The sequence below is a fragment of the Asticcacaulis benevestitus DSM 16100 = ATCC BAA-896 genome, assembly GCF_000376105.1.
Classification (GTDB): domain Bacteria; phylum Pseudomonadota; class Alphaproteobacteria; order Caulobacterales; family Caulobacteraceae; genus Asticcacaulis; species Asticcacaulis benevestitus.
The window spans coordinates 554301-574736 of the sequence record NZ_AQWM01000001.1 but is presented as its reverse complement, the minus strand read 5'-3'; the positions used below and the strand labels follow the sequence as shown (position 1 = coordinate 574736).

Annotated in this window: 17 protein-coding genes; all 17 read left to right on the top strand. The window is 59.6% G+C overall.

Annotation, left to right across the window (positions count from 1 at the left end; translation table 11 throughout):
* The first annotated feature begins 62 nt into the window (after positions 1–62).
* A complete protein-coding gene (gene proS / locus B060_RS0102830; protein ID WP_018080233.1) occupies positions 63–1376 on the top strand; it encodes a proline--tRNA ligase in 1314 nt (437 codons plus the stop codon).
* A 5-nt stretch (positions 1377–1381) separates the two neighbouring features.
* Positions 1382–2665, top strand: a complete 1284-nt coding sequence (locus B060_RS0102825; RefSeq protein WP_018080232.1) for a lipoprotein-releasing ABC transporter permease subunit — start codon at positions 1382–1384, stop codon at positions 2663–2665.
* A complete protein-coding gene (locus B060_RS0102820; RefSeq protein WP_018080231.1) occupies positions 2658–3359 on the top strand; it encodes an ABC transporter ATP-binding protein in 702 nt (233 codons plus the stop codon). The genes B060_RS0102825 and B060_RS0102820 overlap by 8 nt, the downstream gene beginning before the upstream one ends.
* 291 nt (positions 3360–3650) lie before the next feature.
* On the top strand, positions 3651–7100 hold the full coding sequence (gene dnaE, locus B060_RS0102810) for a DNA polymerase III subunit alpha (RefSeq protein WP_018080229.1): 3450 nt from the start codon (positions 3651–3653) through the stop codon (positions 7098–7100).
* 223 nt (positions 7101–7323) lie between these two features.
* Positions 7324–8106, top strand: coding sequence for a 30S ribosomal protein S2 (gene rpsB, locus B060_RS0102805; protein WP_018080228.1), 783 nt, complete (start codon positions 7324–7326; stop codon positions 8104–8106).
* A 161-nt stretch (positions 8107–8267) separates the two neighbouring features.
* Positions 8268–9182 carry a translation elongation factor Ts gene (tsf, locus tag B060_RS0102800; protein WP_018080227.1) on the top strand — a complete coding sequence of 305 codons (915 nt, stop codon included), beginning with the start codon at positions 8268–8270 and terminating at the stop codon, positions 9180–9182.
* A 131-nt stretch (positions 9183–9313) separates the two neighbouring features.
* A complete protein-coding gene (gene pyrH / locus B060_RS0102795) occupies positions 9314–10054 on the top strand; it encodes a UMP kinase (protein WP_018080226.1) in 741 nt (246 codons plus the stop codon).
* Positions 10055–10067: 13 nt separating this feature from the next.
* Positions 10068–10625, top strand: coding sequence for a ribosome recycling factor (gene frr, locus B060_RS0102790; protein WP_018080225.1), 558 nt, complete (start codon positions 10068–10070; stop codon positions 10623–10625).
* Positions 10626–10676: 51 nt separating this feature from the next.
* On the top strand, positions 10677–11480 hold the full coding sequence (gene uppS, locus B060_RS0102785) for a polyprenyl diphosphate synthase (protein ID WP_018080224.1): 804 nt from the start codon (positions 10677–10679) through the stop codon (positions 11478–11480).
* A complete protein-coding gene (locus B060_RS0102780) occupies positions 11461–12327 on the top strand; it encodes a phosphatidate cytidylyltransferase (protein ID WP_023447291.1) in 867 nt (288 codons plus the stop codon). The genes uppS and B060_RS0102780 overlap by 20 nt, the downstream gene beginning before the upstream one ends.
* Positions 12324–13547, top strand: a complete 1224-nt coding sequence (gene dxr / locus B060_RS0102775; protein WP_018080222.1) for a 1-deoxy-D-xylulose-5-phosphate reductoisomerase — start codon at positions 12324–12326, stop codon at positions 13545–13547. The genes B060_RS0102780 and dxr overlap by 4 nt, the downstream gene beginning before the upstream one ends.
* 28 nt (positions 13548–13575) lie before the next feature.
* Complete coding sequence (locus tag B060_RS0102770) at positions 13576–14778, top strand: M50 family metallopeptidase (protein ID WP_018080221.1); 1203 nt, start codon at positions 13576–13578, stop codon at positions 14776–14778.
* A gap of 74 nt (positions 14779–14852) precedes the next feature.
* Positions 14853–17240 (top strand): outer membrane protein assembly factor BamA, encoded by a 2388-nt coding sequence (bamA, locus tag B060_RS0102765; protein ID WP_018080220.1) that lies wholly within the window; start codon positions 14853–14855, stop codon positions 17238–17240.
* A 32-nt stretch (positions 17241–17272) separates the two neighbouring features.
* Positions 17273–17986 (top strand): OmpH family outer membrane protein, encoded by a 714-nt coding sequence (locus tag B060_RS0102760; protein ID WP_157405617.1) that lies wholly within the window; start codon positions 17273–17275, stop codon positions 17984–17986.
* Positions 17987–18003: 17 nt separating this feature from the next.
* Entirely contained in the window at positions 18004–19020 is a 1017-nt protein-coding gene (lpxD, locus tag B060_RS0102755; RefSeq protein ID WP_018080218.1) for a UDP-3-O-(3-hydroxymyristoyl)glucosamine N-acyltransferase, read from the top strand.
* 8 nt (positions 19021–19028) lie between these two features.
* Complete coding sequence (gene fabZ / locus B060_RS0102750; RefSeq protein ID WP_018080217.1) at positions 19029–19529, top strand: 3-hydroxyacyl-ACP dehydratase FabZ; 501 nt, start codon at positions 19029–19031, stop codon at positions 19527–19529.
* A complete protein-coding gene (gene lpxA, locus B060_RS0102745) occupies positions 19526–20320 on the top strand; it encodes an acyl-ACP--UDP-N-acetylglucosamine O-acyltransferase (protein WP_018080216.1) in 795 nt (264 codons plus the stop codon). Before fabZ ends, lpxA begins: the two co-directional genes overlap by 4 nt.
* Positions 20321–20436: the final 116 nt, after the last annotated feature.

Genomic DNA, 20436 nt, shown 5'->3' with positions numbered 1-20436 from the left:
CACTTTTAGGCATGAGGTTCTACTGTTCGCGCCACTTCGCTCAATAATAACGGATTCTCCTCATGCGCCTGTCGCGCTTTTTCCTGCCCCTTCTCAAAGAAAACCCCGCTGAGGCCCAGATCGTCTCGCACCGCCTGATGCTGCGCACCGGCATGATCCGTCAGGAGGCTGCCGGCATCTATGCGTGGCTGCCGCTCGGCCTCAGGGTGCTGAAGAAGATCGAAAAGATCGTCGAAGAGGAAATGGTGCGGGCAGGGGCGATTCAACTGTTGATGCCGACCCTGCAACTGGCCGACCTGTGGCGTGAATCCGGCCGCTACGAAGACTACGGTCAGGAAATGCTGCGCATCAAGGACCGCCACGAGCGCGAGATGCTCTACGGCCCGACCAATGAGGAAATGGTCACGGAAATCTTCCGCGGCACGGTGCGTTCCTACAAGGACCTGCCGCTCAACCTGTTCCATATCCAGTGGAAATTCCGCGACGAGCAGCGTCCGCGTTTCGGCGTGATGCGCGGCCGCGAATTCCTCATGAAGGACGCCTATTCGTTCGACGTTGATGAGGCGGCGGCGCGCAAGTCTTACAACCGTATGTTTGCGGCCTATCTCAACCTGTTTTCGCGCATGGGCCTGAAGGCCGTGCCGATGCGTGCCGACACCGGTCCGATCGGCGGCGATCTCAGCCACGAATTCATCATTCTGGCCGATACCGGTGAAAGCGCTGTCTTCTGCCACAAGGATCTGGTGGATATGCCGGCGCCCGGTCCCGATGTGGACTGGGACAATCTCGAAGGCGTGTTTGAAGCGCGCACCTCGCTCTACGCCGCCACCGAAGAAATGCACGATGAGGCGGCCTTCGCTCAGGTGCCCGCCGACAAGCAGCTTTCGGCGCGCGGTATCGAGGTCGGGCACATCTTCTATTTCGGCGAGAAATATTCCAAGCCGATGAAGGCTGTGGTCAACGGCCCCGATGGCGAGATCACCGTCCATATGGGCTCTTACGGCGTCGGTGTTTCGCGTCTGCTGGGCGCCATCATCGAGGCCTCGCATGACGAAGCCGGCATCATCTGGCCGGAAAGCGTCGCACCGTTCGATGTGGCCATCGTCAACCTGCGCCAGGGCGATGAGGCCTGCGATGCCGCCTGCGAAAAGGCCTACAAGGCCCTGACAGCCGCCGGCCGCGATGTGCTCTATCATGACACCGACGAACGCGCCGGCGCCAAGTTCGCCGCCATGGACCTGATCGGTATTCCTGTGCAACTGATCATCGGGCCCAAGGGCCTGGCCGATGGCAATGTCGAGATCAAACACCGCGCCACCGGCGAGCGCCACACCGCCGCCTTTGACGATGTTCTGAACCAACTGACGAAAGCTTAAAACCCATGGGGGCTGTGCTGTCGCTGTTCCGTTTCAAGGCCTGGGAATTTGACCTCGCCATGAAGTATCTGCGTACCAAGCGCAAGGATGGCGGCATCGCCGTTATCGCCATCATCTCGTTTGTCGGGATCATGCTGGCGGTGACGGCGCTGATCAGCGTGCTGTCGGTCATGAACGGTTTCCGCGACGAGATGGTGTCGCGCCTGCTGGCTTTCGGGGGGCATGAATATGTCTCCGGCGCCCCGCTCAATGATTTTGCGCATCGTGACGAAACCCTGAAGCGCCTGCGGGCGGTGCCGGGCGTTACCGAGGTCAGTCCGCATATCGATCAATACGGACTGGTGCAAAGCACGCACGGTGACACCCAGCCTGCCATCATGCGCGGCGTGGCGCCGGATGTGCTCAAGGGGACGACGATTGTCGCCGAGAATATCAAGGCGGGCTCGCTCGACAGTTTCGGCGTAGGTGAGTATGGGGGGGATAATGTGCTGGTCGGCGATGCTTTGGCGCAAAATCTCGGCATCAATACCGGCGATGAAATCACCCTGATGACGCCGGGCGGCTCGACCGCCTTTGGCGCCGCGCCGCGCCGTAAGGCCTATACGGTCGGCGGTATTTTCAGCAGCGGTGTCAGCGATATCGACAAGAATTTTATCTTTATGCCGATCACTCAGGCCCAGCTTTTCTTCGATCGTGAAGACGAATGGGATGTCATCGAACTCAAGGTGAAGAAGCCTTTCGAGATCGAAAAATATCACGATGGCATCGCCGCTGCCGCCGGTCCGGGCGCAGTTGTCTATACCTGGAAAGAGATAAATGCCTCGCTGTGGAGCGCGCTCAAGATCGAGCGCACGGCTATGCGCTTCATTCTGTTCTTCATCGTCATCATCGCCATGCTCAACATCATTTCGGGCATCGTCATGCTGGTGAAAAACAAGACGCGCGACGTCGCCATCCTGCGCACCATGGGCGCGGATCGTTCATCCATCCTGCGCATCTTCTTCATCGCCGGCACCACCATCGGCGCGGCCAGCACCGCCTCTGGCCTGTTGCTCGGCGTGTTGTTCTGCACCTTTATCGGGCCGATCCAGCATTTCCTGGAGTGGGTGTTCCACACCAAGCTGTTCGATCCGAGCGTCTATTTTCTCGATGCTGTGCCGGCCAAGATGGAGCCGACCGAGGTGGCCTTCGTGGTGATCGCGTCCTTCCTGGCGGCTAGTATCTCGACCTTCTTCCCGGCCTTGTGGGCCTCCAAGCTCGAACCCGTGGAGGCGCTGCGCTATGAGTAATTTGCCCCTCAGCCTTAAGGGCTTGCACCGCGATTATACCATCGGTGATGGTCGCAAACTGGCCGTGCTCAAGGGCGTTGACCTTGAGGTGCAACCGGGTGAACTGGTCGGTCTGCTCGGGCCATCCGGCTCCGGCAAGTCGTCTTTGCTCCACGCGGTCGGGCTGCTCGAAGCGGCGCCGAACACGCGCCTGATCATCGATGGCGAGGATTTCGCCGGTGCCAATGACCGTCAGCGCACGGCGGCGCGTCTGAAAAAGATCGGCTTCGTCTATCAGTTCCATCACCTGTTGCCGGAATATACGGCGGTTGGTAATGTGGCTGTGCCGTTGCGTATTCTCGGTCGTCCGCGCAAAGAATCCGAGGCGCGCGCCCGGGAATTGCTGACGGCGCTGGGACTGGGCGAACGTCTCGATCACCAGCCGGCGCAACTTTCGGGTGGCGAACAGCAGCGCGTCGCCATTGCGCGCGCCCTGGCCAACAAGCCGCGCCTGTTGCTGGCCGATGAACCGACCGGCAACCTGGATCCGGAAACCTCTACGCAGGTGTTTGGCGCGTTGAAAACCATCGTCAAGGCGCAAGGGGTAGGGGCGCTGATCGCCACCCATAACCTCGAACTGGCCCGGCATATGGACCGCGTGGTCAAGCTGGTAGATGGCGTGCTTGTGCCTCTGGACGTTCACGCTACCGTTTAATTCACTATCTTATCAACAGCTTGTCATTTTGTTCTCATAGGAGAACAGAATCCGGCTTGCATGTGGAACAAAAGGCGAATATAGAACAAAGCAAGAATTGAGAACATAAGAGAAACAAGCGGTCCCGGAAGGGACATCAAGATAGGATTGTGGAAAAATGGTCAGCGCCCTGCATAACATGTTGTCATTTGTCGCCGTAACGGGTTTTGTCTTCGTTCTATGCCATGTGATGTCGCTGGCGGCGTGAGTCGCGCGGATACCGGGCAGTAAGCCATCCACAGGAGCTGGGCCATGAGCGAAGCCGACATGAGCCGACAGTTTGTCCATCTGCGTGTCAAATCGGCCTATTCGCTCCTGGAGGGCGCCATCAAGGCCTATGATCTGGGCAAGATGGCGCATAAGCTGAACATGCCGGCGGTGGCGATGGCGGATCGCTGCAATCTCTACGGCGCCCTCGAATTTTCCCAATCCTGCAAGGATAGCGGCGTTCAGCCGATCGTGGCCTGTTCCATGCCGGTCAAGGGCATTGGCGGAGTGCCGACAGAGCGCTGGGGCAAGATCCCGACCGTCGCGCTCTATGCCCAGAACGAGCAGGGCTATCTCAACATCACCAAGCTGTCGTCGATCGCCTATGTCGAGGCCAATGCGATAGACGAGCCTCATGTCACGTGGGAGCAGGTGGCGACCTACAGCGAAGGCCTGATCCTGCTGTCTGGCGGTTTCGACGGCCCTGTCGACGTGCTTTATCGCCAGAATCGTGGCGATGAAGCGAAGGTCGCACTTCAAGCCATGAAGGACGTCTTCAAGGATCGTTTATACATTGAGCTGCAGCGCCACGATGGCTCTCCGCAAGGTGGCATCAAGGGCAGCGATACCGAGGCGGGGCTGGTGGAGTTTGCCTACGCCCACGATGTGCCACTGGTGGCGACCAATGATGTGCAGTTCACCTCGCGCGATCTCTACTCAGCCCATGAAGCGCTTCTGTGTATTTCCGATGGCGCCTATATGGGCCAGACCGAACGCCGTAAGGTGACGCCGGAGCACTGGTTCAAGCCGGCGGTCATGATGCGCGAACTGTTCTCCGACCTGCCGGAGGCCTGCGACAACACGCTCGAAATCGCCCGCCGCTGCGCGTTTCTTGTCAACAAACGCGATCCGATCCTGCCGCGTTTCGATACCGGCGCCGGTCGTAACGAAGATGAAGAACTGGCCTATCAGGCCCGCGAAGGCCTGAAGCTGCGCCTGAGCCAGGTCAAGCTGGCCTTTCCGCAGGAAGACTACTGGGCGCGCCTCGAACGTGAAATCGGCATCATCCAGAAGATGGGGTTTCCGGGCTACTTCCTGATCGTTTCGGACTTCATCAAATGGGGCAAGGCGCAAGACATTCCGGTTGGGCCGGGGCGGGGATCGGGTGCCGGCTCGCTGGTGGCGTGGTCGCTGGCCATTACCGATCTCGACCCGCTACGCTTTGGTCTGCTGTTTGAACGCTTCCTTAATCCGGAGCGGGTTTCCATGCCCGACTTCGATATTGACTTCTGCCAGGAGCGCCGCGAAGAGGTCATCTCCTACGTGCAGGAGAAATATGGCCGCGATCGCGTGGCGCAGATCATCACCTTCGGTACGCTCCAGGCACGCGCCGTGCTGCGCGACGTCGGGCGGGTCATGCAATTGCCATTGGGGCAGGTCGATCGCCTGTCGAAGATGGTGCCGAATAACCCGGCCAACCCGACCACTCTGGCGCAGGCGATCGAGATCGAACCGCGTCTGAAAGAAGCGCGCAACGAGGATGAATCGGTCAAGCGCCTGCTCGATACGGCGCTCAAGCTGGAAGGCCTGTATCGCAACGCCTCGACCCACGCCGCCGGTATCGTGATCGGCGATCGCCCGCTTACTGAACTGGTGCCCCTTTACCGCGATCCACGCTCGGATATTCCCGCCACTCAGTTCAACATGAAGTGGGTGGAAAGCGCCGGTCTGGTCAAGTTCGACTTCCTCGGTCTGAAAACTCTGACCACGCTTAAGCGCGCCCAAAACTACCTCAAAAAACGCGGCGTCGAGATCAATTATTCGACCCTGCCGCTTGATGATAGCCCGACCTATGAACTTCTGGCCTCCGGTCAGGCGATCGGCGTGTTCCAGCTTGAAAGTCAGGGTATGCGCGATACCCTGCGCAAGTTACGCTGTGGTTCGCTGGAAGAAATCACCGCTCTGATCTCGCTCTATCGTCCTGGCCCTATGGACAATATCGACACCTATGTCGATCGTAAGTTTGGCCGTGCGGACATCGACATGCTGCATCCGAGCCTTGAGCCTGTGCTTAAGGAAACCTATGGCGTTATCATCTACCAGGAACAGGTGATGCAGATCGCTCAGGTTCTGTCGGGTTACAGCCTCGGTGAAGCCGATCTTCTGCGTCGCGCCATGGGTAAGAAGAAAAAGGAAGAAATGGACCTGCAGAAGGTGCGTTTCATCAGCGGTGCGGCCGAAAAAGGCGTGCCGGAAAAGCAGTCTGATTTCATTTTCGAACTCGTCAACAAGTTCGCTGGCTACGGTTTCAACAAATCGCACGCCGCGGCCTATGCCTTCATTTCCTATCAAACTGGCTATTTGAAAGCGAATTATCCGGTCGAGTTTTTCGCCGCCACGCTCAGCCTCGATATCACCAATACCGATAAGCTTGCCGTCTTCTATCAGGATGCGCGGCGCTTCAATGTCGTCATCCGTCCGCCTGACATCAATCGCTCTATGGCCGATTTCGACGTTGAAGATGGTGAGGTGCTGTATGCGCTCGGCGCCATCCGCAACGTCGGCTTTGAAGCCATGCTCAGTGTTGTCCAGGCGCGTGAGGAGGGCGGCAAGTTCACCGACCTGTTCGATTTCCTGGAACGTATAGACCCCAAGGCGGTCAACAAGCGCGCTCTGGAAAATCTCGCCCGGGCCGGTGCTTTCGATGGCATCCATTCCAACCGCGCCCAGATCGTGGCTGGCGCAGATATCCTGATCGCCTATGCCCAGAGCATCGCTGCCGATCGCGCCGCCTCTCAGGTCAGCCTGTTCGGCTCCAATGAATCCTCGCGGCCGCGCTTGCCAACGGTGCCTATGGTATCAGGGCCGGCGCGTCTCGATGAAGAACTGGCCGCCATCGGTTTCTACCTGTCGGGGCACCCGTTGCAGGACATGCTCGATGTCTTCAAGCGTCGCAATGTGACTCTTTACGCCGATGCGGTATCGCTGGCTTCCGAAGGGCGCGAAGCGTTCCGCATGGCGGGCATTATTCGCCGTAAGCAGGAGCGGGCGGCGCAGGGCTCAGGGGAGAAGTTTGCCTTCGTGACCCTCTCCGATCCAAGTGGCGAATATGAAGTGCTGTTCCCGCCGGAATCGTTGCGCAAGAATCGCGATCATCTTGAAGTCGGTGCGTCCATTGTGCTGAAGGTGCGCAGTAAGGGCCGCGACGGCGAGGTGCGCTTCTTTGGTGACGACGCGGGGCCGATGTCGGCGACGCTGAAAACCGATGATCTGGGCCTCAAGGTACATGTGTCGGCGCAGGTGATCAATCTGGCTGAGCTGCGCGCCCAGCTTGAGGTGGCGCGCTCTGACAAGGGCGGCGAAATCAGTTTGGTTAGCGATCTGGGCTCCGAAGGGCAGATCGAGTTCAAGCTGCCGCAACGTTATAATCTGGATGCTCATGTGCGTGGCGCGCTCAAGCAGATGACCGGTGTTCTTTATTATGAGGATGTTTAGGCACGTTTTTGCGCTTCAATCGTCTTATCCAGCAGAGTTTTCGAATTTTCTTGTCGTGGCGGGTTGATTTTTTTTGAAATTGTGAATAGGTGCACGCCATCTCACACGCAGATGCGCGCCATCTTCCCTAAATCGGGTCGATAGCGTTCCGAGGCGGAAACGGGCATGGGCCCGCCGAAGCTTTTCTATCTGCGGAGGATTATCGGAAGAAGGATACTACATTATGGCTATGCCAGAAATCTCCATGCGCCTCCTGCTCGAAGCCGGCGCTCACTTTGGTCACCAGACTCACCGCTGGAACCCCAAGATGGAACGCTACCTGTTCGGTTCGCGCTCCAACATCCACATCATCGACCTGTCGCAATCCCTGCCGCTGTTCCACCAGGCCCTGTTGAAGGTGCGTGAAGTGGCCGCCGCCGGTGGCCGCGTGCTGTTCGTCGGCACCAAGCGCCAGGCGCAAGGTCCGGTCGCTGCTGCTGCCAAGCGTTCGGCGCAGTATTACGTCAACCACCGCTGGCTCGGCGGCACGCTGACCAACTGGCGCACCATCTCCGGTTCGATCGCCCGTCTGCGCGAACTTGAGCAGGTACTCGACAACAATCCGGCTGGCCGTTCCAAGAAGGAACTACTGACCCTGACCCGCGAACGCGAAAAGCTTGAGCTGTCGCTCGGCGGCATCAAGGACATGGGCGGTATCCCCGACCTGATGTTCGTGATCGACACCAACAAGGAAGGCATCGCCATCCAGGAAGCCCGCAAGCTGAACATTCCTGTGATCGCTATCCTCGATTCGAACTCCGATCCCGACGGCATCACCTTCCCGGTTCCGGGTAACGACGACGCCGCCCGCGCCCTGCAACTGTACTGCGACCTGGTCGCTGATTCGGTTCTGGACGGTCTGGCTGCCGGTCAAGTGGCTTCCGGCCGCGATCTCGGCGCTTCGGTTGATCCGATCGAGCCGGCCCTGGTTGCCGAGGACGCCGCTGAGGCTTCCACCGAAGCCTAAGACTTCCTATATAGGGGCCAACCGCTCGTTGGCCTGACGAGACTTGAAACAGCTTAAGGTCGCCAACTTAATTCTGGCCGGCTTTAAGCTGTTGCTCAATTGACATGATCGCGGCCTACACAGGCTGTGAAACTTTAAACTTTTAGATTCTGGAGGATTTCATGACTGAGATCACAGCCGCCCTGGTGAAAGAACTGCGCGAAAAGTCGGGCGTAGGCATGATGGACTGCAAGAAGGCGCTGACCGAGAATGCCGGCGACATCGACGCATCCCTGGATTGGCTCCGCGCCAAGGGCCTGTCCAAGGCCGCCAAGAAGGCCGACCGCGTCGCCGCCGAAGGCCTCGTTGTCATCGCCACCAAGGTTGAAGGCAAGGGCATGACCGCCGCCGCCGTTGAAGTGAACGCTGAAACAGACTTCGTTGCCCGCAACGACCTGTTCCAGAACGTTGTGCGTCAAGCCGGCCAGGCTGGCCTGGCCGCTGACTCAGTGGAAGGCGTTGCCGAAGCCGTGTCGGGTGACCTGACCAACCTGATCGCCACCATCGGCGAAAACATGGTTGTGCGGCGCTTCGCCAAGCACACCGTTTCGGAAGGCGTTGTCGCTTCCTACATCCACAACGCCATTGCGCCCGATCTCGGCCGCATCGCCGTTCTGGTCGCCATCGAATCAGCCGGTGATCCGGACGTGCTGAAGGACGTGGGCCGCAAGGTCGCCATGCACGTCGCCGCCACGCAGCCGCTGTCGCTGAACGTCGAAGACCTGAACCAGGAACACGTCGAGCGCGAAAAGGCGGTCCTGACCGAACAGGCCAAGGAATCCGGCAAGCCGCTGCAGGTTATCGAAAAGATGATCGAAGGCCGCATCCGCAAGTTCTACGAAGAAGTCGTGCTGCACAAGCAAGCCTTCGTCATGAACCCGGATCAGACCGTCGAGCAACTGATCGAAGAAACTGCCAAGACCCTCGGCACGCCTGTCAAGATCGTGGCCTTCACGCGTCTCGCCCTCGGCGAAGGCGTCGAGAAGCCGGTTGAAGACTTCGCGGCCGAAGTGGCCTCGATGACGGGCGGCGTTTAAGCTACCCACTAAATAAAATGGTTTCAGGGGCGTAGGCATTTGACATGCCTGCGCCCCTTTGACTATTCAAGACGGCGCGAAAGCGCTAAAGCCTTTCTGTAATGACGCCCACCTGATTCCGGAGCCTGCCCATGACCACCCCGATCACCGAAATTCAGGAACCTCTGGCCTACAAGCGCATTCTGCTGAAGGTATCCGGCGAAGTGCTGATGGGCGATCAAGGCTTTGGCATAGATATGAATACGGTCAAGGCCGTCGCCGAAGAAGTGGCTGCGGTGGCCCGTCTGGGCGTTGAATTGTGCCTGGTCATCGGAGGCGGCAATATCTTCCGTGGTCTGTCAAAAGCTGCCGGCGATATGGAGCGTTCGAGCGCCGACTATATGGGCATGCTCGCCACCGTCATGAATGCACTGGCCATGCAGAACGCTCTTGAGCGTCAGGGCATTGATACGCGCGTCCAGTCCGCCATCCAGATGAACGCCGTGTGCGAGCCTTTCGTGCGTCGCCGCGCCATCCGCCACCTTGAAAAAGGCCGCGTTGTGATCTTCGCCGCCGGCACCGGTGCGCCTTATTTTACAACCGATACCGCCGCCGCCCTGCGCGCCGCCGAAATGAACTGCGACGCCCTGTTCAAGGGTACTTCGGTCGATGGCGTCTATACCGCCGACCCGAAAAAGGACGCCACGGCCGAGCGTTATGATAATCTGAGCTATCTTGAGGTTCTGTCGCGCGATCTGCGGGTGATGGACGCCTCCGCCGTCTCGCTGATGCGAGAAAATACAATCCCCATCGTGGTCTTCTCGATCCGCACGCCGGGCGCCCTGAATGAGGTCATTCACGGTCGCGGCACCTACACCGTCATCACACAATAAGAAAGGCATCCTCATGGCCAAGCCTGAACTCAACAAATACAAAGACCGCATGGACAAGGCGGTCGCGGCGCTGAAAGACGATTTCAGCGGTTTGCGCACCGGCCGCGCCTCGGCGTCGCTGCTCGATCAGATCGTCGTCGATGCCTATGGCTCGACCATGGGCATTACGTCGTGCGCCGCCATCAGCGTGCCTGAGCCGCGCATGATCAATGTCAATGTGTGGGACAAGGGTCTTGTGATCGCGGTCGAAAAAGCCATCCGCAATTCCGGCCTGGGCCTCAATCCGATCACCGATGGCACCACCCTGCGCGTGCCGATTCCGGCCCTGACCGAAGAGCGCCGCAAGGATCTGGTCAAGGTGGCCGGCAAGTATGCCGAAACCCAGCGCATCGCCGTGCGCAATGTCCGCCGCGAAGCCATGGACGATCTCAAGAAGGCTGAAAAAGCCTCGGAGATCAGCGAGGACGAAGAGAAGAAGGGCGGCACTGAGGTGCAGGGCTTTACCGATGCCGCCATCAAGCGTATCGACGAAATGCTGAAGAGCAAGGAAGTCGAGATCATGCAGGTCTAGACCTGCTTTGATCGCGCCGCCGCCAGCCCGTTTCTATGTGAGAGTTGCTTCATGCCCCCAGGCCCCACGGATGACCTCATCGTGCCCCCGCTCGCGGGCGCGAAGACTCATGACGTGACGGATCAGGCCGCCAAAGACGCCCTGCATGTCGCCATTATCATGGACGGCAACGGGCGCTGGGCCAAGGCGAGGGGGCAGATCCGCACCTTCGGTCACAAGGCCGGCGTCGATGCCCTCAAGCGCACCATCACGGCGGCGGTTGATCTTGGTATCACCCACCTGACCGTTTTCGCCTTCTCGACCGAGAACTGGCGCCGCCCGGAATCCGAGGTCAGCGATTTGATGGGCCTGTTGCGCGCCTTCATCAAGTCCGATCTGGAGCGTCTGCGCAAGGAAGGCGTTTGCGTGCGCATCGTCGGTCAGGAAGCGGGGCTGCCGGCTGATATCGTCGGCATGGTCAATGACGCGCATGAAAAGACCCGGGACAATTCGCGTTTTTACCTGCAGGTGGCGCTCAATTATGGCGCCCAGGCCGATATCATCGAGGCGGTGAAAACCATCGCCGAACAGGTGAAAGCCGGGACGCTGTCACCGGACGAGATTACCCCGGACAGCTTCGGCGGCTTCCTGTCGACGCGTGGCCTGCCGCCACTCGATCTCCTGATCCGCACCAGCGGTGAGCATCGCCTGTCCAACTTCCTGTTGTGGGAAGTGGCCTATGCCGAATTCGTTTTCCAGGACATCCTGTGGCCGGACTATGGCGCAGGGCCCCTGAAGGCAGCGCTAGAAGTCTTTGCCGGGCGTGACCGCCGCTTCGGCGCTGTGGAAGCGGCCCATGCCAAACACGCCACCTGATAAGGGGGAGGCGGCGCCTGAAGCCGTCGCTGTAAAACCCGTGAGCAAGCGGCGTGAACTGGCCATCCGTGTCGTTTCGGCGCTGGTGCTGATTGCGGTCGTGCTGCTGATCACCGTCCTGCCGGACCATCGTCCTTTTCTGGTTCTGTTGAGCGTTGGCGTGGCGCTTCTGTGCATCGAATGGGGGCTGATGATGGCGCCCAATGTCTCGGCGCGGATCTCCGTGGCCGTGGCTGTGGCGGCGATAGCCGCGCTGTTCGTCGGCTTTCTCGGCCATCCATTGTTGTCGATTCTCGTCCTGTGCTTCGGATCACTGTGCGCCGGGCTTTATGCCTATCGGCTGCATGTCGGCTGGCTGGATGCCGCCTATGGCGTGCTGTATATCGGCTGGCCGGCTATAGTTTTGATGTGGCTCCACCAGACCAATCGCGGGGTCGAGTGGGTTTTCTTCGCCTTCCTGATCGCCTGGGCGGCCGATAGCGCCGCCTTTGCCGCTGGCCGGTTGATCGGCGGACCAAAGCTGTGGCCGCGTTATTCTCCCAACAAAACCTGGGCAGGCTTTGCCGGCGGCCTGATCGCCGGCATGCTGACGGCGGGTGCGCTGTCCGATATCACCGGCCTGTTCAAGCACGATACCTCGGCCTCGGTGGTCGGTCTGCTGGTGGCCCTGGCCACCATGGGCGGCGACCTGTGGGAATCGGCACTCAAGCGACGCTTCGGCGTCAAGGATGCCGGCACGTTGATACCGGGCCATGGCGGTCTGCTGGATCGCGTTGACGGCTTGATGTTCGCCATTATCGCCATCGGGGGCATCCGTTTGCTCGTCATGCTGGGCACCGAAATATGACCACGAAGTCTCCAAGACGCATCTCCATACTGGGTTCGACCGGCTCGATCGGCGTATCGACCCTGCGCCTGCTCGATGAAACGGGCCGGCTGGGCGAAGACTATGTGATTGAAACGCTTGTCGGCGGACGCAATGTGGCTCTGCTGGCTGAGCAGGCGCTGACCTACCGTCCGGCGATCACGGTGCTGGCCGATGAGTCGCAATGGTCGACCTTCAAAGAACTGATCGGCAATTCCGGGCTTGAGATTGCCTGTGGCGAAGCGGCGATCTGTGCGGCGGCGGCGCGCAAGGCCGACTGGGTGATGGCGGCGATCGTCGGTATCGCCGGGCTGAAACCGACCTGGGCGGCGGCCGGCACCGGCGCCATACTGGCCCTGGCCAACAAGGAAAGCCTCGTCGGCTGTGGTCGCGCCCTGATCGAGCGCGTGGAAAGCCATGGTGGCAAGTTGCTGCCGGTCGATTCCGAGCACAACGCCATCTTTCAGGTGCTCGAACCGGCGCAACGCGCGCGCGTCAGCAAACTGGTCCTGACCGCGTCCGGCGGGCCGTTTCTGGGGCGTTCGCGCGATGACCTGAAGGCGGTGACGGTCGAGCAGGCGCTCAAGCACCCCAACTGGAGCATGGGTGCCAAGATCTCCATCGATTCCGCCACCCTGGCCAATAAGGGGCTGGAATTTATCGAGGCCGCCTATCTCTTCGACATGCCGGCCAGCCAGATCGACGTGCTGATGCACCCGCAATCGGTCATTCACTCGATGGTCGAGTATGACGACGGCTCGTCACTGGCGCAGTTGGGCTCGCCGGACATGCGCGTGCCGATCTCCTACTGCCTGGGCTGGCCCGAACGCCTTGCCTGGCAGGCGCCGAAGCTCGATCTGGCGGCGCGCGGCACCCTGACCTTTGCCGAGCCTGACCTGACGGCGTTTCCGATGTTGCGGCTGGCGCGCGAAGCGCTGGAAACGGGGCACGGGATGCCGATTGTCTTCAACGCCGCCAACGAGGTGTGCGTTCAGGCCTTCCTTGACCGCAGGATCGCCTTCCTGCAGATCGCCGAATTCGTGGAAGCTGCCATGATGCGGGCTCAATTGCCATCTATCCCTTTCATGGATCACGCAAGTCGTGATACGAACGACGCTACGGTGACGCGCGTGCTGGAGATCGATTCCGATATCCGGCGGCTGGTGAGCGAGCTTTTCGCCTCTGCCAAGCTGAGCGCCTGACGTCGTGCGCGTGTAGGGGAGACGGCTTTTGTTAGGTTTTATCGCGGGCATCCTGCCTTTCCTGATCATCATTTCCCTGATCGTGACCTTTCACGAACTGGGTCACTTCAGCGTGGCCCGTCTGTTCAAAACCCGCGTCGAGCGTTTTTCGGTCGGCTTCGGCAAGATTCTCCTGCGTAAAAAAGACAAGCACGGCGTCGAATGGTGTCTGAGTGCCCTGCCGCTCGGTGGCTATGTCAAGTTCGCCGGCGACGAGCACATCACCTCGATGATGCCGTCCCTGGAGGATCTGGAGGCGTCGCGCATCTCGATCACCGAACGCGAAGGTGCCGCGGCGGTGAACGACTATTTCCATTTCAAGCCGTTGTGGCAGAGGTTTCTGATCGTTCTGGCCGGTCCGGTCGCCAATTTCGTGCTGGCGATTTTTCTGCTGACCATGATCTTCTGGATTGCTGGGGAAAGCTATGTCCCGGCCAAGGTGGTTCAGGTCATGCCGAACAGTCCGGCCGCGGCGGCGGGCTTCATGGCAGGTGATACCGTGCTGTCGGTCGATGGCAAGGCTGTGGAGAGCAACCGGGATGTGCAGATGCTGGTGATGCTGCGCGCCGACACCCGCACGCATTTCGTCGTGCAGCGCGCGGAAGCCCGGCTTGACCTCTATGCGACGCCGGAGCGTGTTGCGCTCGATCCCAAGGGGCCGAACGCCAATCTCAAGGCCGGCAGGCTGGGAATCGAGATGAGCGGGCCGCTCGTTTCCAGGCCGCTTAACCCCTGGCAGGCTCTGGTCAAGGGCAACAGCCAGACGTGGAAAGCGCTTGATACAAATCTGACCTATATAAGCCGTATTTTCACCGGAAAAGAAAATGGCAACCAGATCGGCGGAATCGTCGGCATGACCAAGACGACCGGTGATATCACGGTCGCCGCGGCTCAGGCCAATGCACCGGCCTGGCAGATCGTCGCTTCCTTGTTGTTCACCTATGTGCAGTTCATGGCCTACATCTCCATCGGCGTCGGTTTTCTCAACCTTCTCCCCATTCCGGCGCTGGATGGCGGGCATCTGGCCTTCTTCCTGTGGCAGGGTGTGACCAAAAAACCTATCTCCGCCGGAATCCAGAATTCCGCCTTCCGGATTGCTATAGCGATGGTATTAGGCTTAATGCTATTCGCTTTCTGGAATGACCTTAACAACAGCGGGTTCACCAAGTTCATCGGGGGGCTATTCTCGTGATACGGATGACGAACCCTTTCGCATATCTCTCCACGGCAGTTCCTGCCGCAAAGTCCACGGTTACAAGAGGCCATATGACCCTTACACGCTCCCTCACTCTCGGCGTCAGCGTACTGGCCCTGACACACCTCGGCCTGATGGCAACGGGCGCGCAGGCGCAGGATGTACCGGCAGCGCCTCCCGTGGAAGCCGCTCCGCAACAGCAGCAGGCCGCGCCGGCACAAACGGCCTATGTCGGCAAGATCGTCGTTTCGGGCAATGAGCGCATCGATTCGCAGACCATCATCTCCTACCTGCCGTTCCAGCCGGGCGTCACGGTTGATGCGCAACTGATCGACTTGGGTGTCAAGACGCTCTATCGCACCGACCTGTTCTCCGACGTCCAGATCGCCATGAACGGCAATGAAATGGTCGTGACGGTCGTGGAAAGCCCGATCATCAATCAGGTGGTCTTTGAGGGCAACCACGCCATGACCAAGGACAAGCTGCGCGAAGAAGTGCAGATCCGTCCGCGCGGCGTCTTCACCAAGGCCAAGGTGCAGGAAGATGTTCAGCGCATCATCGAACTTTACCGCAAGGGCGGCCGTATCTCGGCCACCGTCACGCCAAAGATCGTCGAACTGCCGCAAAAGCGCGTCGACCTGATCTTTGAAATCAATGAGGGCGCCAAGACCGGCGTCTCCACCGTCAACTTTATCGGCAACCACGCCTTTTCGGACAACGATCTGAAATCGGTCGTCGTCACACAGAAGTCGTTGTGGTGGAAGTTCTTCTCGTCGAACGACAACTACGATCCGGACCGTATGGATTACGACCGCGAGCAGTTGCGCAAATTCTACACCAACCGCGGTTACTTCGATTTCCGCGTCCTGTCGGCGGTGGCCGAACTGACGCCGGACCGCAAGGACTTCGCCATTTCCTATACGGTGGACGAAGGCCAGAAGTACAATTTCGGCCGCATCACAATCAAGACCGACAATGACAAGCTGAAGGCCGAGAACCTCCAGCACGCCATTTCGATCCGTCCGGGCCAGCTTTATGAAAGCGACCGCGTCGAAAAGGCGGTCGATGACCTGACGTTCGCCGCCGGTGCGGCCGGTTACGCCTTCGTCGATATCCGCCCGTCGGAAGACGCCGATCCTAACGATCACAACGTCGACCTGACCTTCAACGTGCACGAAGGTGCGCGCGTCTATATCGACAAGATCAACATTGTCGGCAACACCCAGACGCTCGACCGCGTTATCCGCCGCCAGGTTCTGGTGTCGGAAGGCGATGCCTACAACAAGGCGCTGATCGAGCGCTCGAAGATGTATGTGCGCGGCCTGGGCTTCTTCAAGGACGTCAACGTCACCGAGAAGCCTTCGGCGACGCCCGGCAAGACCAATATCGAAGTGGCCGTTGAGGAACAACCGACCGGCGAACTGTCATTCGGCGCCGGCTTCTCGTCGGTGCAGAAGTTCATCATCGACATCAGCATCGCACAGTCGAACTTCCGCGGTACGGGCCAGCAGGTTCGCGCCCGTGTCTCGACCGGTTCGATCCAGAAGAACATCGACTTCTCCTTCACCGAGCCGCGCTTCCTTGGCCGCGATATCCAGGCCGGTTTCGACCTGTTCCAGAGCTCGTATCACTATAGGGGCGTCGATTATTCGACCGACTCCTTCGGCGGTGGCGTGCGTCTTGGCTATAGCCTGAATGGCTTCTCGGTTCTGCGCCTGCGTTACAACCTGCGTAGCGACGATGTGACCTACACCTCGTCGGATGCCTGTAACGGCCTGCTATATAGCTGCGGCAACGGCCTGACCTCTTCGGTCGGTTACTCGCTGTCCTTCGACCTGCGCAACGACTATGTCCAGCCGACGCGCGGCTGGATGTTCACACTGCGCCAGGACTTCGCCGGTCTCGGCGGCGACGTGAAATACGTCTCGTCTGAACTGGAAGGGCACTGGTATCATGGCTTCCGCAAGGACATGATCCTGCACGTCTTCGGTACTGCTGGAGCGATCGTCCCCTGGCAGGGCGACGCCATCCGCATCAACGACCGCTTCTTCAAGGGCGGTGATACGATGCGCGGCTTCGAATATGCCGGCATGGGCCCGCGCGACACCTCAACGGGTTACGCGCTCGGTGGGCAAACCTACGCCATCGGCACCGCCGAACTGGGTATTCCCAACGGCTTGCCCGAGCAGTACGGCCTTAAAACCGCTCTATTTATAGACCTTGGTACACTGGGCGGCGTTGATGACCGCCTCAAGATTAATTCTACGCCAGGTCAGTCTACAACGGGTCAGCGTCTTACGAATATCGTCGATGACTTGTCACTTCGTGCTTCTGCGGGTATCACTATCCGCTGGAAATCGCCCATGGGCCCGGTTCAGTTCGATCTGAGCCAGGTGCTGTCGAAACAGTCCTATGATAAAACAGAATCCTTCCGCTTCTCGCAATCCACGCAGTTCTAACCAAAAAATATCCTGAGATGGACAATACACCGATGAAAAAAGCATCCCTCTTCCTTATCGCCAGCGCTGCCGTGCTGATGTGCGGCGCTGGCCAGGTTATGGCTCAGGCCGCGGCTCCCGCCGCCGCTGCGGCGCCGGCCACCCCGACGCCGCCGACCTTCGGCGCCGCCGTTCCCGGCCAATGCGTGCTTGACGAACAAACCGCCATGTCGACCTCGGCCATGGGCAAGGCCGCTTCGGACCGCCTGATGCAGCTCAAGGCCGCTGTTGACGCCGAACTGGGTGGCGAAGGCCAGGCCATCGAAACCGAATACAAGGCCCTGGCCGCTGGTCAAAAGGCCGCCGAAGCCACGCCTGCCGCCAAGGCCGCCTGGCAGGGCAAGGCCGAAGCCTGGGAAAAGAAGCGTCAGGCTTTCCAGGCCAAGGTGCAGCAACGTAACCAGGAAATGCAGTACACCCAGCAGGAAGTGATGCAGGCCATCTTCCAGAAGATGATCCCAAACATCAACGCTGTCGTCACGCAAAAGAGCTGCGCGACCGTTTTGTCGGCCGACAGCCTGTTGCATTATGACATGACAACGAATACTGCTGGTGCGAACAGCCAAACCAGCTTCCTCTATGCCAACCCGGCGATGAACATCACCACGGCCGTTGTGCAAAAGATGGATTCCACCGGCGAAAAGCTGCCGGCCTTCGATCGCGTCAAGCTTGACCAGCCAGCAGCGGGGGCAGCTCCCGCCAAGTAAAGAGATTTAAACCGACTATGCCTGATCTGCGTTTTTTTGATATAGGTTCAAAAATTGACCTGGATCAGGTGGCGGTTATAACCTCCAGCCGGCTTATCGAGCCGGAAAAGAAGGGGAGCGGGTTCGTAACGGCCTGCGCCCCTTTATCTTTGGGCGGTCCGGGTAAGGCGGCCTATTTCAGCGATCGCCGCTACCTGACCAATCTGCGCCGCACGGAGGCCGAGTTCGTTTTTGTGACGCAGGCCTTTGTCGAGCACGTGCCGCTGGCCAGTGTGGCGCTGGTCACCGCCAGCCCGCAAGCAGCCTGGTCACGGCTGGCGTCGCGTCTCTATACGCCGCGCCGTCATGAGGGGCAGCAGGCCATCCATCCCAGCGTGAAGATGGAAGAGGGCGTGACGCTCGGTATCGGCGTGGTCATTGGCCAGGATGTCGAGATCGGCGCGGGCACGCGAATCGAAGCCTATGCGGTGATCGGCCCAGGCTGCCGGATCGGTCGTCATTGCCGGATCGGCGCCCACACCACGGTGTCGTGCGCCCTGATCGGCGATCGCGTACAGGTTCTGGCCGGCGCCCATATCGGCGAGGCGGGTTTTGGCGTTTCGGGCGATGCGGGCGGGCTGGTCGATGTGCCGCAACTGGGCCGGGTGATCCTCCAGGATGACGTCAGCATCGGTTCAGGCACCTGCATAGACCGCGGCGCCTACGATGACACCACCATCGGGGAAGCAACAAAGATCGACAACATGGTCCAGATCGGCCACAATTGCCAGATCGGGCGCAATTGTATCATTGCCGCCCATTCCGGCATTTCCGGTTCGGTCAAGGTGGGCGATGGCGCCATGTTTGGCGGTCGTGCCGGTGTTATCGATCATATCGAGATCGGTGCGGGGGCCAAGGTCGCGGCCGGCGCCTGTGTGTTTAAGGATGTACCGGCCGCTACCATGGTGTCCGGCTTTCCCGCCAAGCCGTCGCGCCAGTTCCTGCGCGAAATGGTATGGCTGGAGAAAAACGCGATGACAAAGGATAAAGGGTAAGGTTCTCGATGACAACAAACGCTGACGACGCAGACATTCAGGACACGGTGGCCGACGCGGCGCCGGTTTCGGTGGACTATGCCGAAATCCTCAGGCGCATTCCGCACCGCTATCCCTTTCTGCTGATCGATCGCGGCGAGAACTGGGTCAAGAACAAGTCCATGACCGGGATCAAGAATGTGACGTTCAACGAGCCGTTCTTCAATGGTCACTTCCCGGAAAATCCTGTCATGCCTGGCGTTTTGCTGATCGAAGCCATGGGCCAGACCGGCGCGGTTCTGATGTCGAAATCTTTGGACGCAGATGTTGAAGGCAAGACCATCTTCTTTATGTCGGTGGATGGTGTAAAGTTCCGCAGTCCGGTGCGTCCGGGCGACGTGGTACGTATGCCGGTCGAGGTCGTGCGCCATCGTGGCGATATTTTCAAATTCCGCGGCGAGGCCTATGTGAACGACAAGATCGTCTGCGAGGCCGAATTCGCCGCCATGGTGGTTGAGAGCCCTAAATGACAGTCACAATCCACCCGACGGCCATAGTGCATGACGGCGCGCAACTGGGCGCCGATGTTTCGATCGGTCCGTACTGCATCGTCGGGCCGCAGGTGACGCTTAAGGATCGCGTGGTGCTGAAATCGCACGTGGTGATCGACGGGATCACCGAACTGGGGGCTGACGGCGTGGTCCATCCCTTTGCCTGCCTGGGCGGTCCGCCGCAGCATTTGGCGCACAAGGGCGAACCGACCAAGCTGATCGTTGGCGAGCGTGCTCTGGTGCGTGAAAACGTCATTATGCATACGGGGACGGAAAAAGGCGGCGGCGTGACCGTGGCTGGCAATGACTGCATGTTCATGGCCGGTTCGGGCATCGCGCACGATTGCATTCTCGGCAACAATGTCATTCTGGCCAATCAGGCCTCCTGCGGCGGTCATGTGCATGTCGGGGATTTCGTGTTCCTGGGTGGGTCGTGCGCCGTGCACCAGTTCGCGCGTCTGGGCCGTTACAGCTTTATCGGCGGTGGCGCCGTGGTGACCAAGGACGTCATTCCCTATGGTTCGGTGTGGGGCAATCATGCGCGCCTTGAGGGGCTCAATCTGGTGGGCCTCAAGCGTCGTGGCTTCTCGCGGGAACTGATCCTGGCCCTGCGCACGGCTTACCGTATGATGTTCGCGGAGGAAGGCACCTTCCAGGAGCGTCTTGACGACGTGCTGGAGAACTTCTCCGACATCGATCAGGTGGTGGAGATTGTGCGCTTTATTCGTGAGGATTCGACACGGCCGATATGTTTGCCGTCGGATAATTGACGCCATTTAATTATGGGGTGTGGGGTCTGTGACCCCACATTCCTTGTCTTCCTTTTCTTCCCGCCAATCAGACGGGGAAGAAAAGGAAATTAAGACATGGGGCCGCAGGCCCCATA